This window comes from Commensalibacter oyaizuii, from assembly GCF_029953265.1.
GTDB classification, from domain to species: Bacteria; Pseudomonadota; Alphaproteobacteria; order Acetobacterales; family Acetobacteraceae; genus Commensalibacter; species Commensalibacter oyaizuii.
This window is the reverse complement of sequence record NZ_JASBAO010000001.1, coordinates 2230345-2247754: the sequence shown is the minus strand read 5'-3', so window position 1 is coordinate 2247754 and position 17410 is coordinate 2230345. Positions and strand designations below refer to the sequence as shown.

Below are 17410 nucleotides of genomic sequence, written 5' to 3'. Positions count from 1 at the left end.
TTATGTCCTCCCCTCTGCATGGGAAAATAGCATTTATTACCGGGGCCAGTCGTGGTATTGGACAAGCCTGCGCTATTGCTTTAGCACAGGCAGGGGCGCACTGTATTCTGAGTGCTCGTACTCAAAGTGGTTTAATGCGTACAGATGACATTATTCGTGCTATGGGAGGGGAAACAACGTTATTACCTTTAGATCTAGGAACATCTGATCCCAAGCAATATATTGATCCTATTGGCCCCTCTATCGCAGCTCAATATAATCAACTGGATATTTTTATCCATGCAGCTTTTCAATACATGCCTTTAACCCCAATTACGCAAATTGTCGATTCTGTTTGGGACAAAAACCTAAAAACAAATCTTACCAATTGCAGATACCTTATTCGCACCTTATCGCCTTTGTTATGTGCAACACCCAACGCACATACAATTTTTTTACAAAATACTGTGGAACCTGAAGCTTTTTGGGGGCCTGTTGCTATAGTACAGGCTGCTTTAAAAACGATGGTCTTGTGTTGGAAAGCAGAGGTTACCGCTCTTTCATCGGTTAAAATTGATCTTTTTACCCCTCCTCCTACGAATACAGTTTTACGACAAACATTCTTCCCTGCAGAAAATAAAGACGCTCTATCATCCCCAAAAGAAGTTGCCAAACAAATTATATCCTTGATTTTATCACAAAAGTAGATATAATCAGAATTCCTCTATTCGTAGAAGTGTAAAATAAAATATCCTCAAATTACTGGAATTCTAATTTTTCATTAATGTAATTTATTATTTTAAATTACTTTGAATGAAGATTGTAGCTTTGTTTTAACTTTATAAATAGATGAAATGTCGTAATAAAAAACGGTAAACACTTAATGAAATAATTCTTAATTTTGTATAAGAAGGAGGACGAAACAATGACTAATCTTCATCGTTTCCTCTACGGGACTTTTTTTAGCAGCATGATTGCTTGGACCATCTACTTGTTAACAGTAGATTTTTATTCGCTTGCTGTCGTTTCACAGCATTACAAGCATCTTGTTAGCATTCCCTTTCCCGGGGATTGGTTAAATTTATATTCTTTAGCCCTGATTAATCTAGTAACCCTATTTGTTATATTTGTTTCTGCCATAATTGCAAAGATTGTAACTGCAGGATTATCATTAACATCTTGGTTTCGATTAAAACGTTCAGAAGAAGAAGTTAAAGCTTAATCTGATCCTTATACAAACATTGCGTTTTACAATATTACATTTTTTTATAATCTTATAAAACGCAATGTTTCTCCTAGAAATCAATTTCGATCATATTTCATTGTGAAACCACTTATTAAATAAACTTAATTTTTTATAATCTTGATTATAACGTAATACTTACATAGATAGAATATATCTTATCATAATATTTAAATGGTTTATTTGGATTAAAAATGAAATATTTTGTTATTTATACATATAAAAACCAAGATGCTCTTAATTCTTTCCACCAAGCAAATAATCATTTAAATATTTCCATCACCCCTGTAGAGGCACATGCTTCAAACGCCCAGCAGCGCCAGAAATTAATTACGCAAAATATTATCACAAGTGATAATCAATATAGCCCTTACGAACTTTCATTGACTGAGGCTCATATCTCTTTATGGAAGCATGCCGTTGAAACACAACAGCCAATTACTATTTTCGAAAGCAATGCAGTTACTCACAAAGATTTTTTATCTCATCAACAACGCTCTTTATTACTACACCCCAATTATGAATTAATGATTTGGGGGTATGATCTGAACTGGAATCTTTGTCTAAAATTACTTCCGAGTATACCAGAGGCAATTTACAATTTTTGTGGAAACACTACCCAAGAAATTGATACGGCAAACAACGATCTAATTGACGTTGAATTATATCAAAAAAATATAATTTCACCTCAAATCATCAAAGTTTTGTCTTTTGCTGGCTTAGGGTGCTATACGATTTCACCCAAAGGGGCAGAGCAGTTACTAAAACTTACTTTACCAATTGCCAATGATATTGCACCAAGCTATCAAGATCGCCCTCATGGAACGAACTTTTATGCGTTTAGCCCCATACAACATCGTTCTAATAAAAGCTTAGATATCGAAGTTAATCGTCACCTTCATATTCTAAATGCTTATATTTCATTACCAATGATCGCCGTGTTACCAACAATCTCAACATTGTCATCAACATAACAAACTTTTTACATAATTAAACCACAAAGTCTTCGTACAGATTTCCTATGTCTGTTCCCTACATGCTGTCAAAAATAAAAATACTACCGTAAAATTAATAATATTTTTGACAGCGTCTTTTTCCTGCATAGTATTTTATTTATTTTTTTCATAAAAAAATACAGCTTGCTGTATAAATAAATACACAAAAAAGCTATTTTCAAAATACTTGTTTAATGAATATACTATTATATTCAGTTACATCTTAACATATAATTTTAAACTACTCATTTATAGAGGATATTATGGATTTAAAAGCTATTGTTCGCAAGCGATACACAACCAAAAAATATAATCCGAGTAAAAAAATTCCGGCTGACTTATTCGAACAATTAATTGACGCACTTCAATACACGCCAACATCAATTAATTCACAACCTTATCATTTTATTATTGCCGAGACTCCGAATGGAAAAAGTCGTATAGCAAAATCCATGGAAGGTGACATGTATTCTTATAATCACAGCAAGGTTATTGATGCCTCTCATGTCGTTGTTATTTGTGCAAAAACAGATATGGACAAAGCGTATATTCAAAATATTTTAGATCAAGAAGAACAAGATGGACGTATTGCTTCACCTGAAAAAAAACAAAAAACTGTTGATCTTTATAGTCGATATATTCACATGCACAAAGAAATCTTTCACGATCTTCAAACATGGATGGACAAACAAGCATATATTGCTTTGGGAACCCTATTATTAGGTGCTGCTACTTTAGGAATTGATGCAACCCCAATTGAAGGATTTGATCATAAAATATTGGACAACGAGTTTAATTTACATGATCAAGGATATAAAAGTTTGGTTACGATAGCCTTGGGTTATCGCGCAGATGATGATTATAATGCAGAACTTCCTAAATCGCGTTTGCCTAAAGAGCAAATATTTTCTTTCTTTTAAATGACCGATTGATTTACAATTTTTACTTTTTCACCTTGTTAAAATGATTTTACATCCTATTCAAAAAAACGAATAGAAGTGTAAAATCTATCTTCAAGTCATAATAATTACAACTAACCTTCTGGCATTAAGAATATTTAATATTCTAGACACCAAATTGTGCTGCTTTAAAATCACAAAGTTACTTGCACATTGTCCAGTTAAAACGATACCATAATTCTTCCCTACTCATTTTTATCACTTTTATAACCAAGGAAAGAAAATGATACATTTATTTGAGCCATGGTCTATTGGGAATCTTACCCTAGAAAATAGAATTATTATCCCGCCCATGTGCCAATACAGTGCCCAAGACGGCAAAATGAGTGATTGGCATCGCATCCATATTGGCAGTATGTTAACCTCTGGTGCTGGATTATTTATTATAGAAGCCACCGGTGTATCCCCAGAGGGACGTATCTCGCCCTATTGTGTTGGATTATGGTCTGATGAGACCCAACAGGCAATGGCAGATGTTCTTCGATCTGTTCGCCAATATTCGTCCATGCCCATCGCTATTCAATTGGCCCATGCAGGCAGAAAAGCTTCTACATATGAACCTTGGAAAGCACAGGAAAAAGGGGAACGACTCATACCTCAATCTGATCCTTTAAGCTGGCAACCTATTGCTCCATCAGCAATCCCATTTTTACCGGATGATCCCGCCCCTACAGCAATGACAATAGAGGATATCCACCAAACAACCCAAGCCTTTGTAAACAGTGCAAAACGATCAGAGGCTATTGGTATTAATGGTATTGAACTGCACATGGCACATGGATATTTAGTTCATGAATTTCTATCCCCTCTTTCCAACCATCGACAGGATTCCTATGGCGGCTCTCTTGAAAATCGGATGCGTTTTGCCCTAGAGATTTATAAAGCTGTATATGATGCGGTGCAGATTCCTGTATGGGTTCGTATTTCCGCTACGGATTGGGTGGATAAAGGTTGGAATCTTGATGAAGCAATTATTTTATGTAAAGCATTAAAAGCACTGGGATGCCCTGCTATTCATGTTTCAACAGCGGGATTAAGCCCACAGCAAAAAATCCCAGCAGGGCCAGGATTCCAAGTCAGTTTTGCCCACGAAATACGTAAACAAGCTGCAATTCCAACCATTGCTGTTGGTCTAATCAGCGAGCCAGAAACAGCCGAAGCTATTCTTGCCAGTGGTCAGGCGGATGCTGTTGCGATAGGGCGATCTATACTGGCGAACCCTCATTGGCCATGGGTAGCAGCTCAAAGGCTAAATCGGAAGATAACCACAGTCCCACAATATTGGAGAGGTAAACGTAACTAGAATAAGCGAGCTGAGTAATTAAAGACGAACAAATCTCATTTGTAACTGATGTTTTCATCCCTACATTATGTCCTTATTTTTGCGAAATACGATGGATTTGTTGAAAACTTGAAGATAAATCGAGTTTATTTATCATTTAATTTGACTTTAATACGTTCTTTTGATGATACATATGTAATTTAAAAGATGACTCATTCCATTTCTATGTAATCAGTGCGTCGATGAATAGGATTAATATTGCACGATAAAGTGGTCACCTAATCCAATACTAATGGTTAGTATTACGGATTGGGTTACCTGCTACAAGCACAAATGAAATCCTCCTCGTCCTTTAAGGTGCAAATAATTTCAAAAAGTTACTATAGGTTATTTTACAGATTTTTTTTATTTTTGATAAAATGCCAAATAGTATCTGTGGCATTTTTTGCACCATTGCTCAATTGAATACATTTCTGAAAAAATAAAGCTGATTTTTTAAATTCTTCATTTTTTAAGATACGCAGAATAGACGCCTGAATATGCTGAGAATTCCATTTTCTGAAAGGAATGCGGATGCCAGCGCCGTGTGATTCTATATTGCCAAATCAATAAATTGTTCCTGCTGCATTGCTACACCAACAACAGACGTTCCAACATAAAATGCTGTTTGTAAAGTCCCCTGGCCACCGTGACATAATATAACATCAGCCATTAGATTAACTTTCAATGCAGGAATAAATTTATTGATAACATACACTCTATCTCTGCGATTTAAAATGTTTAGACATTTATCAACAGAATAATGAGATAAAAGAATAACTGCGTTCCAGTTTAACCCGACCCCATATGTAAAGGCCTCCAAAATAGGCCTTAACATTTCTTCTGAACCTGCACTACTTAGCGTGCAAAAATTTTGGGTTCAGCAATATTTGAGTCAAAAACATTTAAAATATCGGGATCAATCTCAATTTCACCATCAGATATAAAAAATAAAGACCCAGTGAATTTCACCTTGGAAGGAAACTTATCCAGTTGATAAAAATCTGGTAAATCATTCACAATAATCAAAACTGCTTTCAATAAATCAAAAACTTTTACACGGCTCTTTGTTCCATCCGAGGGGCATGACCGCATTTCTAATATTATTTTGATGCAATATAGGAACGCGTTTTTTTATAAATAGAGGGATTAACTTAAAAAATAACAGCCGTAAGTATTTTGGTAAATGGGAAAATATTTTTATTTGTTCCAACACATCAGGTAGCATATCAAAAATACAGGCACCAAAGGTAGTGGAACAAAGCAAATTCCCGTAATTTCAGGCTCCACCATACGACGTGCTAAACCAGTAATTGGCTAAAACCTATGTAAAACAATATCAGGTTTGATGTCGCGACATGCATCAAGCTCTCCAAGCAATAACGCATTAGCTAATTTCTCTGTGTCTATCAGATTGGTTGGCGTCATTCCCTAAATCTTGAAAGACAGTGCTAACAACAATTTTCATGTTTCTCATAAACACCCTAATCTACCTTCTACATAGAGTGGCTTACTATGACGTGAGTTAATTGTTGTGGATTATTAAATGTTTATTTAAACGAAAAGTTTTCTACAGACACCAATGCTGATCATCAAAATTGCGCCAAGTGATCATTTCGAATTGAGGTATAAGTCCAAACCAGATGAGACAGTCAACTTAAAAAATGAACATAGCCCGTTTAGGTATGAGGTATCGAATCCTAAATCAAAATATAAAATAATTATAATTACGAATTAATTTTCGATGGGGACAGTAACATACAAGAAGATAGCTTCTGGCAGGCACTTTTAGCCGCTGTCTGACTTAACCCTGTGACTCTAGCCCGGTAAAGTTTATTTCGTCCAACGGTTACAGCTTCGACCTGTTGTGATCCAGCGTGTAAAGCAGCTTGACTTTTTGCTTTTCCTGCAGCACTGCGTGCTTGGGAAGACGAAGCAAATGCACCGACCTGAATTCCCCATCCACCAGCAACAGAAACCTTACTTGTTTTTGAGGGGGCAACGACTTTCTTAGCAGTCCTTGATGAACTCGTTGATGGGGATAATTGATAAGAAACTGGTTTATAATAATTTCTGTTTTTATATGTATTTGTAGATGGTGCTGATGCAATAATAACGGGCGGTGGCGCTACTGGGACAACACTTTCTTCTCTTGCCATTACAGGACGTGAAGGTGTCGGTTGAAACCCTCTCGACTCCCACACAGACGTTACATCTTTATTGGTTTCGCCTTTATAGCGATTTGGTTGGCGATCAAAACTTTTCCATTGAGTAGGGTATCCTGTTCCCGAAGCACTGACCTGCCCTTGAGGAGGTAGCATTGCAACTTGCACTGGACGTCCACCAGCACTGCGTAAACTTTGTCGATTTAAACTATCAGTCGTACCCGTATCGACACGATTTAGGCTGGCCATATTTAAACTATCTGCAGACTGCCCACCGCTTTGTCTATTAGCCCACGCCTGTTGCACTGCGTTTGCTTGTGGGGATAATCCCCTAGATCGATACGAAAGTGGCTGCGCAGCAGATGCGTATTGCGTTTGGTCCAATCCCCCACCAAATTGTCGGCTTTCAACCAATAGATCAGCCTGTGAACGTCGTTTTGGATTGATCCCCTGAATACGTGGACCTATAGATGCAACATAACGACGCGTTTCTAAGGGTAATGCTCTATTACGAGTTAGAAAATCATCTAAACGACCAGGACCACCGTTATAAGCGGCTAAGAACCCAGGCGATCCATATATATCATACATTTGTCGGATATATGCTGTACCTGCCATAATATTATCATGAGGATCATAAGCATCGTCCCCTAAATTATAAGCAATTCTCATTTCATCGTATGTTGGTGGCATTAACTGCATCAAGCCCATTGCTCCTGGGCCAGATGTTGCAAAGGAATTTCCACCAGATTCCTGCTTCATGACGCCACGAATCCATTCTTCGGGAACGTCAAATCGCTTTGATGCCTCTTTAATATATGGCCCCCAAGGGTCACTAGCTGGTCCAGGAGGGGCGTAATAAGATCGAGCACGCGCTTTATAAGTAGCAACTTCTTGCGCTATGGGAACTTGCTGTTGACGCGTTGAAGGCGTAGATGAACAAGCTGCAAGTAATGCTGCGATGCTGCCGACACTTCCTAGACGCAAAACTAAAGAAGCTGACAATTTTTTATGCAAAATCCTGTTCATATAATGATAAGAACCCACAAATGAAGGTCGACAATTATTTCTAGCGTGCGCCATGATGCATCTATCCCAAATTTATTTGAATCAATACTTTATATTGATATCATAATAAAATACTGCGCTTTTACGGTTTGTTAAATAACTTTTTTATAAGGAATCAACAAACTAATTTAATTATAATAATACCTACAAGATAAAGCTTTTTTTTGCAATAGAAATGATGATCAAGAACGGATATAAGAAATAATTTTTCTTTAATAAAAGAAATTTATATCAATATAAAGATTGTCTCTCATATTGGGATCATTTATAATGATGGATGATAGAAACTTTGCAAACCATTGCATCTAAATTTATTTGATTGTTATATCCAAAAGATGACCTTACGCATTCAAAATAGTAATCAAGCATCTAATAACGTATATTATCTAGCACTAAAGGATATAAAAGAAAGCCTACAATTATGGAAACTGGCATTTTCCCTTGGATGGTTTGATATTAAATTGCGTTATAAAGGGTCTCTTTTGGGACCATTATGGATTACATCGACCTCCGCAGTTATGATTGCAGCTATGGGAATTATTTACGGTTCCCTTTTTAAACTCAACCTGCCTGAATATCTTCCATTTGTTTCGTTATCAATAATCCTATGGCAACTTGGTATTACCGCAGTCATGGTCGAAGGGTGCCATTGTTTCTTACAGGCCAACGATACAATCCATTCCGTTAAATTGCCCTTTTTCTTACAAGCACTACGAACCATTATTAGAAACGGTATTATCATAACCCTAAATATGATTGTTCCATTCGTTGTTTTTCTAATTTTTAATGTAAGACCTGGATGGGTTGCCTTACTTAGTTTACCCGGTTTTTTATTATGGATTGTTGATGGACTAGCAATTTGCCTACTTTTGGGATGTATATGTGCACGTTTTAGGGATATTCCCCAAATCATTAATAGCGTTATTCAAATTTTTTTCTATATAACCCCTATTATGTGGATGCCATCACAGTTAAAACCCAATATTAATGTAATTTCCTTAAATCCATTTTATTCGATTATAGAAATTATTAGAACCCCTCTACTTGGTCACATACCCCCTTTAATCATTTGGCTTTATGCTTTGGGGTATAGTTGTCTTTTGTGGATTATCGCTGGATATATTTTTGCCAACAAACGTGGTCGATTAGCATTCTGGATATAAATTCGTAAGAACGTGTTTACACCGTTATTCTGGTTTTTATTAATATAATACAAAAAGGTTTACTTATTCATGCATATCAAAGGTCAATATTCTACATTTACCTTTCGTCCCCCTGGTGTACTAAAAAGTTCAGTATCAACCTCTCCTAAACCTCGTCTTGCCCCAGTAGAAGCATTTCCTGAACAGCAATTATTACGCCTAGCCCAAGGAGTAGATCCAAAGAGCGGTTCGCCCCTTGAATTATTACGTGAAATACAAGCAGGCATGTTATTTTTCTGCACTCTAGAGAACGTTTTCCTAGTGGTAAAAGATGGCATAGATGGTGTTATTATTACAGACGATTTACACGTCATTACAGAAAGCACTTATTTTTGTGAAGAAGCGCTGGCATCTCAAGAACTGCCTTCATTACAAAATGTAGAGTTTCTTGATGAAATATTTATATCTTTTGACTCGCAATGGATGGCCTATGACCACTGGATGGGGTATACCCTTTCAAAAGCATATTTAGCCAGCTTATATGTTCCTGAACATATAAAAATTGCTGTTCCTGAATATAGAGATATTACGAGCACTCCACACCCTATATCGAAAAAATTATATGAAGAAACCATTGATAAAGTGGGGATAAAATCTCGTATCCTGCCATTAAAAGATGGAATATATAAGATTAAAAAATTATCTTATCTGTGGCCTAACAGCTATCTTCCGCAAGCATATTTTAACTTTAAAGATGCTCAAACTGTTTTTTCTCATTTAAATAAAAAAATCAAGTATAGAGACAATCTCCCCCCCCGTTTTTATATTAACCAAGATGATCATATGGAACCTATGCTGCAAGAGGGGCAACAAAATATCATCAAGGATACACTAAAAGAACTTGATATCACCCCTGTTGATCTAAGCACAATGGATTTCGATACTCAAATTTCCCTGTTCTCACAAGCAGAATTAATCGTTTCCCCTCATAGACCAGAGTTAATTAATATTTTATTTTGTCAAAACGACACAGAAATATTAGAATTTTCACGTTCGGTCCATATGCAAAATTATATACCCGCATGGCCTTATATGATCGCATCAACCAATCGAATACAGTATAGTTTTTTTGATTTAGATTGGACCAAAATTACCCCAGAGATAATTAAAAATGCTATTAATCGTTTAGACTCATTGTAAAAATTTATACCTAAACATGCACGAAGCAAATCCAAAAAGTTTTATTCACTTAGAGCATTTATCCATTGAATTTCCATTATTTCATTTGGAACATCGCTCTATTAAAAAAACTTTGTTCTCTAAAGCCAGCAATATTGTAAGCAAGCAACAGCGACAACATCAAAGAACAGGCGCTGACATCGTCACTGATTCCAATCAGAACGTAGTCGTTCAAGCATTGAAAGATATCAATCTTTCCATACATGCAGGCGAACGTGTTGGCTTGATTGGTCATAATGGTGCTGGAAAATCCACTTTGTTAAGGGCGATCACAGGCATCTACGAACCCAATCAAGGGAAAATTATCACCAACGGTTCGATAGAAGCATTGCTTAGTACAAATGCAGGGATGAACCCGCAATTATCTGGTCGAGAAAATATTTATTTACGTGCAAAACGCTTAGGGTTGTCAAAAAAAGAAATTCAGCAATTAGAAAAAGACGTTGAACTTTTTGCTGAATTAAATGAGTTTATGGATTTACCTATCAAAATCTATTCATCAGGAATGCTAATGCGGCTTGGCTTTGGATTATCAACCGCAATAGCACCCAATATTTTATTAATGGATGAATGGTTCATGGCGGGTGATAACAGTTTTCAAGACAAAGCAAAACAAAGATTAATAAATATTATTGATAAGGCTGAAATTGTTGTCTTAACAACCCACTCTTTACCCATTATACGAACATGGTGCAATCGTATTATTTGGATGAAATCAGGGCAAATTGTTGCAGATGGCCCTACGGATGAAATCATTGACCAATACCAGCAAGCTATGGAAACGGATTCTATATCCTAGTCCTTATTTTTTTATTGAATTATCTTAATAATCGCTGCATCATGGACTAAATTTGTTTATGATTTTCCTTTTATCACATTATATTTGAATTATAAATGTCCTCTAATCTTGCTCCCATACCTGAACCATCCCAACAAGAACGTTTTTACTCAATAGCCCAAATGGTCATGATTGCATCCATTGGCATTCTCGCCATCTGGCTAATTGGCGATCTTTTAATGATTGTGTTCGCTGCAACCCTTACCGCTATTATTCTTAAAGGTCTGGCAACCATTTTAAGACGGTACACTCATATCCCTTATTGGATTGCATTAAGTATCGTAATTACTTTTATCATCACTGCATTTATCGCACTGACATTAACCAGTGGCCCACAAATTAGCGAACAAATTATTAAACTAAAACACGCTATTGCAACACAAGTTGGCAGTCTTAGAGAACAATTGCATACCAGCCCTTTGGGCAATATCATTATGGATTATTTGCCAAATTCTGTTGGTGGAAATAAAGAAGGATCCAATCATTCTCTTGGCTCACGAATTGCTGGATCAATGACAGGTTTTATTACCTCTGTATTTGGGGTAATGGGAACAATTTTTGTTATCTTTATTGCAGGATTATATTTTGCAGCCTCGCCCACTTTATACGGAAATGGCTTATTACGTTTATTCCCCAGTCGACAACGCCCAAGAATACGCAAATTATTAATTGTTGGTGGGCATACCTTATGGTCATGGACGGCAGGACAGTCCATCGTTATGTTAGTTGTTGGATCTTGTTCTTTTATCGGGCTTAGTATCATTGGTATTCCTTTAGCTTTGGCCCTAGGTGTGGTCGCAGGTCTTGCCAATTTTATCCCTTACATCGGGGCGATTATCGGTGCTGTACCGGCGATTTTAATTGGCTTATCCCAAGGCAGACAAGAAGCAATATTAGTTTTAATTTTATATTGCGTTATTCAATTTCTAGAAGGCAATGTTATTTCCCCCTTAGTTCAAAATCATGCAGTAAGAATGCCCCCAGGGGTTACCATTTTATCTCAAACTGTTTTTGGAACTATTTTAGGTATGCCAGGTCTAATTCTGGCCTCACCTCTTACAGCTGCGATTTTAGCAATCATGGATGCCAGCACACCACAACTAAAAGATGAAGAAAAAATGCCACCACTTGACTAAGGCACCTCGTGGCAAAAATAGTACTGTTCTTTAAAAAAAATCCTATCTTCTTTTTAAATAATATTTTTAAATTGTAATTCCTACTAACATTTTAAAGTGATTATTTCATTCGATCATTTTAAATCATGTTTTAGTTAGGAATTACTATGGCTAAAAACACCTCAATTAAACAGCTTCCTGATGGATATTTAGATAAGACTCCAATTTTTCAATTTATTTTATTATCATGTTTATTTGCCTTGTGGGGAATACCGGTTAGTCTTAATGATATTCTAATTACTCAGTTTAAAAGCATTTTTAACCTCAGCGATTTTGCCAGCGCCCTTGTTCAAAGTGCTTTTTATGGCGGGTATTTTTTAATTGCAATTCCTGCATCTCTCATTATAAAAAAAACAAATTATAAAATTGGAATTATTATTGGATTAGCTGTTTATATTCTTGGTTGCTCTTTATTCTATCCAGCTTCTACGATGGCAACCTATACTATGTTCCTAGCTGCTATCTTAGCGATGGCATTTGGACTAAGTTTCCTAGAAACAGCATCCAATACATTTAGTTCAATGTTGGGCCCCAAGAAATACGCCACATTACGATTAAATATCAGTCAAAATTTTCAACCCTTTGGTGCCATCACGGGCGTATTATTAGGGAAATATCTGATCTTCCAAGAAGGGGATAGCTTACATTCTCAAATTAGTAAATTAAACCCTGAACAACTGCATGCGTTTCGTTTACAACAGCTCATGCTGACGCTACAGCCATACAAATATATTATCATTATACTTGCTATCGTAATGGTATTATTTTTAATTACTTCTTATCCAAATTGTAAACCTACAAATACTAAAGAAAATATCGTTGAAAAAGCCTCTTTTTCAGAAACAATTGGATATTTAGTTCGTAATGTTAGTTTTCGTAATGGAATTATTGCTCAGTTTGTATATGTAGGTATGCAGACAGCCGTATGGTCGTTTACTATTCGCCTTGCCTTAGAGCTAGGGGCGCAAAACGAAAGAGACGCTGCTAATTTTATGTTATATAGTTTTCTTTGTTTCTTCATGGGTAAATTTATTGCCAATGTTTTTATGACTAAATTTAATCCTAAATTGGTGTTGTTTATCTATTCTGTTATTGGTACTTTGACCCTTTTATACATTACGTTTGCCAGCAGTTTTCATGCTGTTTATGCTGCAATTTTCACCAGTATCTTGATGGGGCCTTGTTGGCCGACCATTTTTGCCAACAATCTAGAAGTCGTTGAAAAAAAATATATTGAAATTGCAGGTGCCATCACAGTTATGTCTATCGTTGGTGGTGCTGTTGTTCCCGCAATACAAGGATATGTTTCAGATCACCTACACTCTATGCAACAAGCATTTATAGTATCTGCTATTTGCTTTGCAATTGTTGGTATACATTTCTTACGTGAATATTTAAAACATAACAAACCCGCTGTGTGATTATAAACGTGCTGTGTCCAGCCGATCGTAGATTGATTATCCTTAATGATCGGCTCAATAATTTGCTTATAAGATCTTATCCCTATTAATATAAAATAACTTTATCTATCTTATTAAAGAAATTAAATTATCTATAACGCTAATTTTTTTTTCATTTATATCTTGATTTTCCGTAATATTTATAAAAAAATAATTATTTCAGATGTATTTAAAAAAGATTTCTTTATGAACAAAAATATTAAACAATTTTCCGATGGATATTTGCAAACAACACCTAAATTTCAGTTCTTTTTACTTTGTTTAATTTTCACACTAATTGGTGCTCCTGTCAGCCTAAATGATATTTTGATTACCCAATTTAAGAGCGTCTTTAATCTTAGCGATTTTTCCAGTGTTCTCATTCAAAGCGTTTATTACGGGGGATATTTCTTAATCGCAATCCCAGCATCTTTAATTATAAAAAGAACCAGCTATAAAATCACCATTTTAATTGGGTTGTTAATTTATAGTATAGGATGTCTTTTATTTTATCCTGCGTCATCTTTGGCAACTTATACCGTGTTTTTGGCAGCAATTATGATCATGGCTTTTGGCCTAAGCATTTTGGAAACAACTTCAACCACCTATAGTGCTATGCTGGGGCCACATGATTATACAACCTTACGACTAAATATCAGTCAAATATTCCTACCAATAGGATCAATTATTGGCATTTTTATGGGAAAGTACCTGATCTTTCAAGAAGGAAAAAGTCTTAAATCCCAAGCAGTCAGCCTAAGCCCAGAGCAATATAATGATTTCCAGCTGCAGCAATTATTATATACATTACAACCTTATAAATATATCGTCATTGCCCTTGCCATTATTTTTATATTCATTCTCATCACTTCCTACCCGGACTGTAAACCCACCAACAAAATAACGCACGTGGCTGAACGTCCAACATTAATACAGACCTTGCGATATTTAATTAAAAACAAAAGTTTTTGTAGCGGTGTTTTTACCCAATTTATCTATGCAGGCATGCAGGCCTCTGTGTGGTCATTTACCATTCGCCTTGCTCTAGAACTAGGAGAAGTGAACGAACGAGAAGCCTCAAATTTTATGTTATATAGTTGCACCTGTTTTTTTATTGGTAAGTTTATCGCTAATATTTTCATCAGTCGCTTTCCTCCGAAACTTGTTTTATTTGTTTACTCGGTTCTTGGTACCTTTACCCTGTTGTATATTACTTTTTCATCCAGTTTTTGGGGGGTATATGCGGCTATTTTTTCCAGTATTCTAATGGGTCCTTGCTGGCCGACTATTTTCGCAGATAACTTAGAAGCTGTAGAAAAAAGATATATTGAGACTGCTGGCGCAATTACAGTTATGTCGATCGTCGGTGGGGCAGTCATCCCAGCAATACAAGGGTTTGCCTCGGATGTGTTGCATTCCATGCACGAGGCATTTATCGTTCCATCATGCTGTTTTATGATCATTGCACTGTATTTTTTTCGTGAATATAGCAAGGAAAAAACAAACCTTCCCTAAGCAAAAAGAATATAATACCTCTAAAAAATTATGTAATGAATATTATTTGATACTTGATTTGACTTATTACAATAAATACTTATAATAAGTCTTAAATACAAATTTACTACGTGCAATAAATAACGGTCTACTCGTGACCAACTTAGTCACAGCTTTATTTAACGGATAAAGAGAAATAAGTAGCTATACTCTTTAAGTTATTTTTTATTGAGTAAGTTATTCTTTAATTTTTACATATAGTCTTGTTCTGGAGGATCTATGTCGAACAATCCACATGATACTATCCATATTACTGGCATTGACAAACCTATCTTACGAATTGCCTTGGGAACTTGGGCAATCGGTGGTTGGCAATGGGGTGGACCAGATGATGAAAATGCTATAAAAACAATACATAAAGCCATTGATGATGGTATTACCCTAATTGACACAGCTCCTGTTTACGGATTTGGACATTCAGAAGAAGTGATTGGCAAGGCCATTCAGGGTAAACGGGACAAAATTGCGTTAGCCACAAAAGTAGGCTTAAACTGGACTGATGATAAGCAAAAAGTTTTTCGTGATTCTCGTCCAGAGCGTATTCGCCAAGAAGTTGAAGATTCTTTACGGCGTTTGAAAACAGATTATATAGACCTATATCAAATTCATTGGCCTGATGATAAAACACCCATCGAAGAAACCGCAGCTGAATTAGAAAAGTTACGTAAAGAAGGAAAAATCCGTGCTATTGGGGTCAGTAATTTTTCCACGGCGCAGATGGATGCCATCCGAAAGCACGCACAGCTCTCCACAGCACAACCTCCTTATAATTTATTTGAAAGAGATATTGAAAGCGACATTTTACCATACGCTAAGCAACATGACCTTGGTGTATTATGTTATGGTCCCCTTTGCAGAGGCTTATTAAGCGGAAAGATGACTAAAGATCGAGAATTTAAAGGGGATGATTTGAGAAAAATCGATCCAAAATTCTCTGCCCCTCACTTTGAGCATTATCTTGCAGCAGCGCAAGAATTATCTGAATTTGCCAAAGATACCTATAACAAAAACTTACTTGCGCTAGCAGTGCGTTGGGTATTAGACAAATATGATGGAAATATTCCTTTGTGGGGCGCTAGAAAACCAGAACAAATCGAAGGTGTGCAAGATGCATTAGGTTGGAAGCTTTCTGATAACGATCTACGCACAATTGACACAATTTTGAAAAAACATATTAAAAATCCTATAGGCCCTGAATTCATGGCTCCACCAAACCGTTGATTTCGGCAGGCCCTCCTGCAATATGGAGGGCCAGTACAAAAGAGCAATATGTCAAGCATCGTGTCCGACATTGCCAAAATTGACAATAATTACCCCAATCACGATACATAAAATTCCAAGAATTGAAATGACTGATAAATTTTGTTTATAAATAAACCAAGCTAGCAAACAAATACCGACCGTTCCCACCCCTGACCAAACCGCGTAAGCAATACCAACAGGGATTGTGCGTAATGCTATTGATAAGCAATAAAATGAAACGCCATATCCAATAAGTGATAAAAAAGTAAAAAAGAAGTTAGAAAAACCGTTTGATGCTTTTAGGCTGCTGGTTGCTAAAATCTCGACACCAATTGCAATTGTAAGATATAAATAAGACATTAACAAAATAACTATTTTCAACTATACTATAAAAAAACGTAATAAATATTAAACAAAGGAATTCACGATGGGTATTTTTGGTTCTATGATTATTTTAAGCATTATTTCTTATTCAGCTTTTATCTTTTTTATGAAGGTCATTGGGGCTTCCCAAGGAAAAGAGCTTGATACTCAGGAACGTATTTCAAAGGATACCGAAGAATTCAATAAATTTTAATTTACTTTTTCTGCTCGTGAATATCGAAATTAAGATCAACATGATTGTATATAGTTTTTTTTAAAACCGGTGTAATCGTTACCTTAATATTTTTCCCCTTATAAAGCTCTGCAATTCGAACCATTGAACTCATAATCAAACTTGCTTCGGCTAAATTATTCGTCTGCAGGGGAATGGCTTGCTTTAATTTTTGTTCTAAAAAAACTGTATTGCCTGTGAAAAAGATATGATCAATTACAGGATACGTTGCTGATGTTTTTTCCCTTGTAACTGAAGCATGTTCTTTTTCTACCATAGCTGACTTTACTTTTGTATGAGTTTTGGATGCTTTTTGATGATTTTGATGAGTATCAGCAGCATACCCTTCATGTATCCATGAATATGTAATTAAAACACTTATAGCCATACAAATATTTGTTAAAATTGGCTTTTTTCTTGTTAACTTCATCAAAAATTACTTTATTTCACTCAAAA

General features: G+C 35.9%; 18 protein-coding genes. 13 read left to right on the top strand and 5 right to left on the bottom strand.

What is annotated here, in order from left to right; translation table 11 throughout:
* Window positions 1-2 precede the first annotated feature (2 nt).
* The 5 genes from QJV27_RS10345 (at window position 3) to QJV27_RS10325 (ending at window position 4479) form a co-directional block, all read left to right on the top strand.
* A complete protein-coding gene (locus tag QJV27_RS10345; RefSeq protein WP_281448848.1) occupies window positions 3-686 on the top strand; it encodes an SDR family NAD(P)-dependent oxidoreductase in 684 nt (227 codons plus the stop codon).
* A gap of 218 nt (window positions 687-904) precedes the next feature.
* Window positions 905-1201, top strand: a complete 297-nt coding sequence (locus QJV27_RS10340; protein WP_281448847.1) for a hypothetical protein — start codon at window positions 905-907, stop codon at window positions 1199-1201.
* A gap of 215 nt (window positions 1202-1416) precedes the next feature.
* Window positions 1417-2196, top strand: a complete 780-nt coding sequence (locus QJV27_RS10335; RefSeq protein ID WP_281448846.1) for a glycosyltransferase family 25 protein — start codon at window positions 1417-1419, stop codon at window positions 2194-2196.
* 284 nt (window positions 2197-2480) lie between these two features.
* Window positions 2481-3137 carry an oxygen-insensitive NAD(P)H nitroreductase gene (nfsB, locus tag QJV27_RS10330; RefSeq protein WP_281448845.1) on the top strand — a complete coding sequence of 219 codons (657 nt, stop codon included), beginning with the start codon at window positions 2481-2483 and terminating at the stop codon, window positions 3135-3137.
* Between the two features lie 262 nt (window positions 3138-3399).
* A complete protein-coding gene (locus QJV27_RS10325; RefSeq protein ID WP_281448844.1) occupies window positions 3400-4479 on the top strand; it encodes an NADH:flavin oxidoreductase/NADH oxidase in 1080 nt (359 codons plus the stop codon).
* Window positions 4480-5050: 571 nt separating this feature from the next.
* Here the strand turns inward: QJV27_RS10325 and QJV27_RS10320 are convergent.
* The 3 genes from QJV27_RS10320 to QJV27_RS10310 all read right to left on the bottom strand — a co-directional run bounded on the left by QJV27_RS10320 (window position 5051) and on the right by QJV27_RS10310 (window position 7691).
* Window positions 5051-5335 (bottom strand): hypothetical protein, encoded by a 285-nt coding sequence (locus tag QJV27_RS10320; protein ID WP_281448843.1) that lies wholly within the window; start codon window positions 5333-5335, stop codon window positions 5051-5053.
* Window positions 5336-5355: 20 nt separating this feature from the next.
* Entirely contained in the window at window positions 5356-5592 is a 237-nt protein-coding gene (locus QJV27_RS10315) for a hypothetical protein (protein WP_281448842.1), read from the bottom strand.
* Between the two features lie 632 nt (window positions 5593-6224).
* Entirely contained in the window at window positions 6225-7691 is a 1467-nt protein-coding gene (locus QJV27_RS10310; protein WP_408869640.1) for a lytic transglycosylase domain-containing protein, read from the bottom strand.
* Between the two features lie 374 nt (window positions 7692-8065).
* On the opposite strand from QJV27_RS10310, the gene QJV27_RS10305 reads away from it, so the two are divergent.
* The 7 genes from QJV27_RS10305 to QJV27_RS10275 all read left to right on the top strand — a co-directional run bounded on the left by QJV27_RS10305 (window position 8066) and on the right by QJV27_RS10275 (window position 16338).
* Window positions 8066-8893 carry an ABC transporter permease gene (locus tag QJV27_RS10305; protein ID WP_281448840.1) on the top strand — a complete coding sequence of 276 codons (828 nt, stop codon included), beginning with the start codon at window positions 8066-8068 and terminating at the stop codon, window positions 8891-8893.
* 69 nt (window positions 8894-8962) lie between these two features.
* A complete protein-coding gene (locus tag QJV27_RS10300; protein ID WP_281448839.1) occupies window positions 8963-10072 on the top strand; it encodes a glycosyltransferase 61 family protein in 1110 nt (369 codons plus the stop codon).
* A gap of 16 nt (window positions 10073-10088) precedes the next feature.
* Window positions 10089-10910, top strand: a complete 822-nt coding sequence (locus QJV27_RS10295; protein ID WP_281448838.1) for an ABC transporter ATP-binding protein — start codon at window positions 10089-10091, stop codon at window positions 10908-10910.
* 95 nt (window positions 10911-11005) lie between these two features.
* The gene (locus QJV27_RS10290; RefSeq protein ID WP_281448837.1) at window positions 11006-12085 is read left to right on the top strand and encodes an AI-2E family transporter; all 1080 of its coding nucleotides are present in this window, start codon (window positions 11006-11008) and stop codon (window positions 12083-12085) included.
* Between the two features lie 146 nt (window positions 12086-12231).
* The gene (fucP, locus tag QJV27_RS10285; RefSeq protein WP_281448836.1) at window positions 12232-13545 is read left to right on the top strand and encodes an L-fucose:H+ symporter permease; all 1314 of its coding nucleotides are present in this window, start codon (window positions 12232-12234) and stop codon (window positions 13543-13545) included.
* Window positions 13546-13770: 225 nt separating this feature from the next.
* Window positions 13771-15078: an L-fucose:H+ symporter permease gene (gene fucP / locus QJV27_RS10280; RefSeq protein WP_281448835.1), complete on the top strand. Its 1308-nt coding sequence runs from the start codon at window positions 13771-13773 to the stop codon at window positions 15076-15078.
* A 258-nt stretch (window positions 15079-15336) separates the two neighbouring features.
* Window positions 15337-16338: an aldo/keto reductase gene (locus QJV27_RS10275; RefSeq protein ID WP_281448834.1), complete on the top strand. Its 1002-nt coding sequence runs from the start codon at window positions 15337-15339 to the stop codon at window positions 16336-16338.
* Window positions 16339-16389: 51 nt separating this feature from the next.
* On the opposite strand, the gene QJV27_RS10270 is transcribed toward QJV27_RS10275, so the two are convergent.
* Window positions 16390-16719, bottom strand: a complete 330-nt coding sequence (locus QJV27_RS10270; RefSeq protein WP_281448833.1) for a DMT family transporter — start codon at window positions 16717-16719, stop codon at window positions 16390-16392.
* 67 nt (window positions 16720-16786) lie between these two features.
* Here QJV27_RS10270 and QJV27_RS10265 point away from each other — a divergent pair, with 67 nt between their 5' ends.
* Window positions 16787-16936: a hypothetical protein gene (locus tag QJV27_RS10265; RefSeq protein WP_281448832.1), complete on the top strand. Its 150-nt coding sequence runs from the start codon at window positions 16787-16789 to the stop codon at window positions 16934-16936.
* A gap of 1 nt (window position 16937) precedes the next feature.
* Here the strand turns inward: QJV27_RS10265 and QJV27_RS10260 are convergent, their stop codons facing one another.
* Window positions 16938-17384 carry a POTRA domain-containing protein gene (locus tag QJV27_RS10260; protein ID WP_281448831.1) on the bottom strand — a complete coding sequence of 149 codons (447 nt, stop codon included), beginning with the start codon at window positions 17382-17384 and terminating at the stop codon, window positions 16938-16940.
* Window positions 17385-17410: the final 26 nt, after the last annotated feature.

What these genes read in the sequence shown, in the direction of transcription:
- QJV27_RS10300 (WP_281448839.1), top strand. Translation starts at nt 8,963, where the DNA reads ATGCATATCAAAGGTCAATATTCTACATTTACCTTTCGTCCCCCTGGT.
- QJV27_RS10265 (WP_281448832.1), top strand. Translation starts at nt 16,787, where the DNA reads ATGGGTATTTTTGGTTCTATGATTATTTTAAGCATTATTTCTTATTCA.
- QJV27_RS10270 (WP_281448833.1), bottom strand. Translation starts at nt 16,719, where the DNA reads ATGTCTTATTTATATCTTACAATTGCAATTGGTGTCGAGATTTTAGCA.
- QJV27_RS10275 (WP_281448834.1), top strand. Translation starts at nt 15,337, where the DNA reads ATGTCGAACAATCCACATGATACTATCCATATTACTGGCATTGACAAA.
- QJV27_RS10290 (WP_281448837.1), top strand. Translation starts at nt 11,006, where the DNA reads ATGTCCTCTAATCTTGCTCCCATACCTGAACCATCCCAACAAGAACGT.
- QJV27_RS10260 (WP_281448831.1), bottom strand. Translation starts at nt 17,384, where the DNA reads ATGAAGTTAACAAGAAAAAAGCCAATTTTAACAAATATTTGTATGGCT.
- QJV27_RS10325 (WP_281448844.1), top strand. Translation starts at nt 3,400, where the DNA reads ATGATACATTTATTTGAGCCATGGTCTATTGGGAATCTTACCCTAGAA.
- fucP (WP_281448836.1), top strand. Translation starts at nt 12,232, where the DNA reads ATGGCTAAAAACACCTCAATTAAACAGCTTCCTGATGGATATTTAGAT.
- QJV27_RS10345 (WP_281448848.1), top strand. Translation starts at nt 3, where the DNA reads ATGTCCTCCCCTCTGCATGGGAAAATAGCATTTATTACCGGGGCCAGT.
- QJV27_RS10340 (WP_281448847.1), top strand. Translation starts at nt 905, where the DNA reads ATGACTAATCTTCATCGTTTCCTCTACGGGACTTTTTTTAGCAGCATG.
- QJV27_RS10305 (WP_281448840.1), top strand. Translation starts at nt 8,066, where the DNA reads ATGACCTTACGCATTCAAAATAGTAATCAAGCATCTAATAACGTATAT.
- QJV27_RS10310 (WP_408869640.1), bottom strand. Translation starts at nt 7,691, where the DNA reads ATGAACAGGATTTTGCATAAAAAATTGTCAGCTTCTTTAGTTTTGCGT.
- nfsB (WP_281448845.1), top strand. Translation starts at nt 2,481, where the DNA reads ATGGATTTAAAAGCTATTGTTCGCAAGCGATACACAACCAAAAAATAT.
- QJV27_RS10295 (WP_281448838.1), top strand. Translation starts at nt 10,089, where the DNA reads ATGCACGAAGCAAATCCAAAAAGTTTTATTCACTTAGAGCATTTATCC.
- QJV27_RS10335 (WP_281448846.1), top strand. Translation starts at nt 1,417, where the DNA reads ATGAAATATTTTGTTATTTATACATATAAAAACCAAGATGCTCTTAAT.
- fucP (WP_281448835.1), top strand. Translation starts at nt 13,771, where the DNA reads ATGAACAAAAATATTAAACAATTTTCCGATGGATATTTGCAAACAACA.
- QJV27_RS10315 (WP_281448842.1), bottom strand. Translation starts at nt 5,592, where the DNA reads ATGCGGTCATGCCCCTCGGATGGAACAAAGAGCCGTGTAAAAGTTTTT.
- QJV27_RS10320 (WP_281448843.1), bottom strand. Translation starts at nt 5,335, where the DNA reads ATGTTAAGGCCTATTTTGGAGGCCTTTACATATGGGGTCGGGTTAAAC.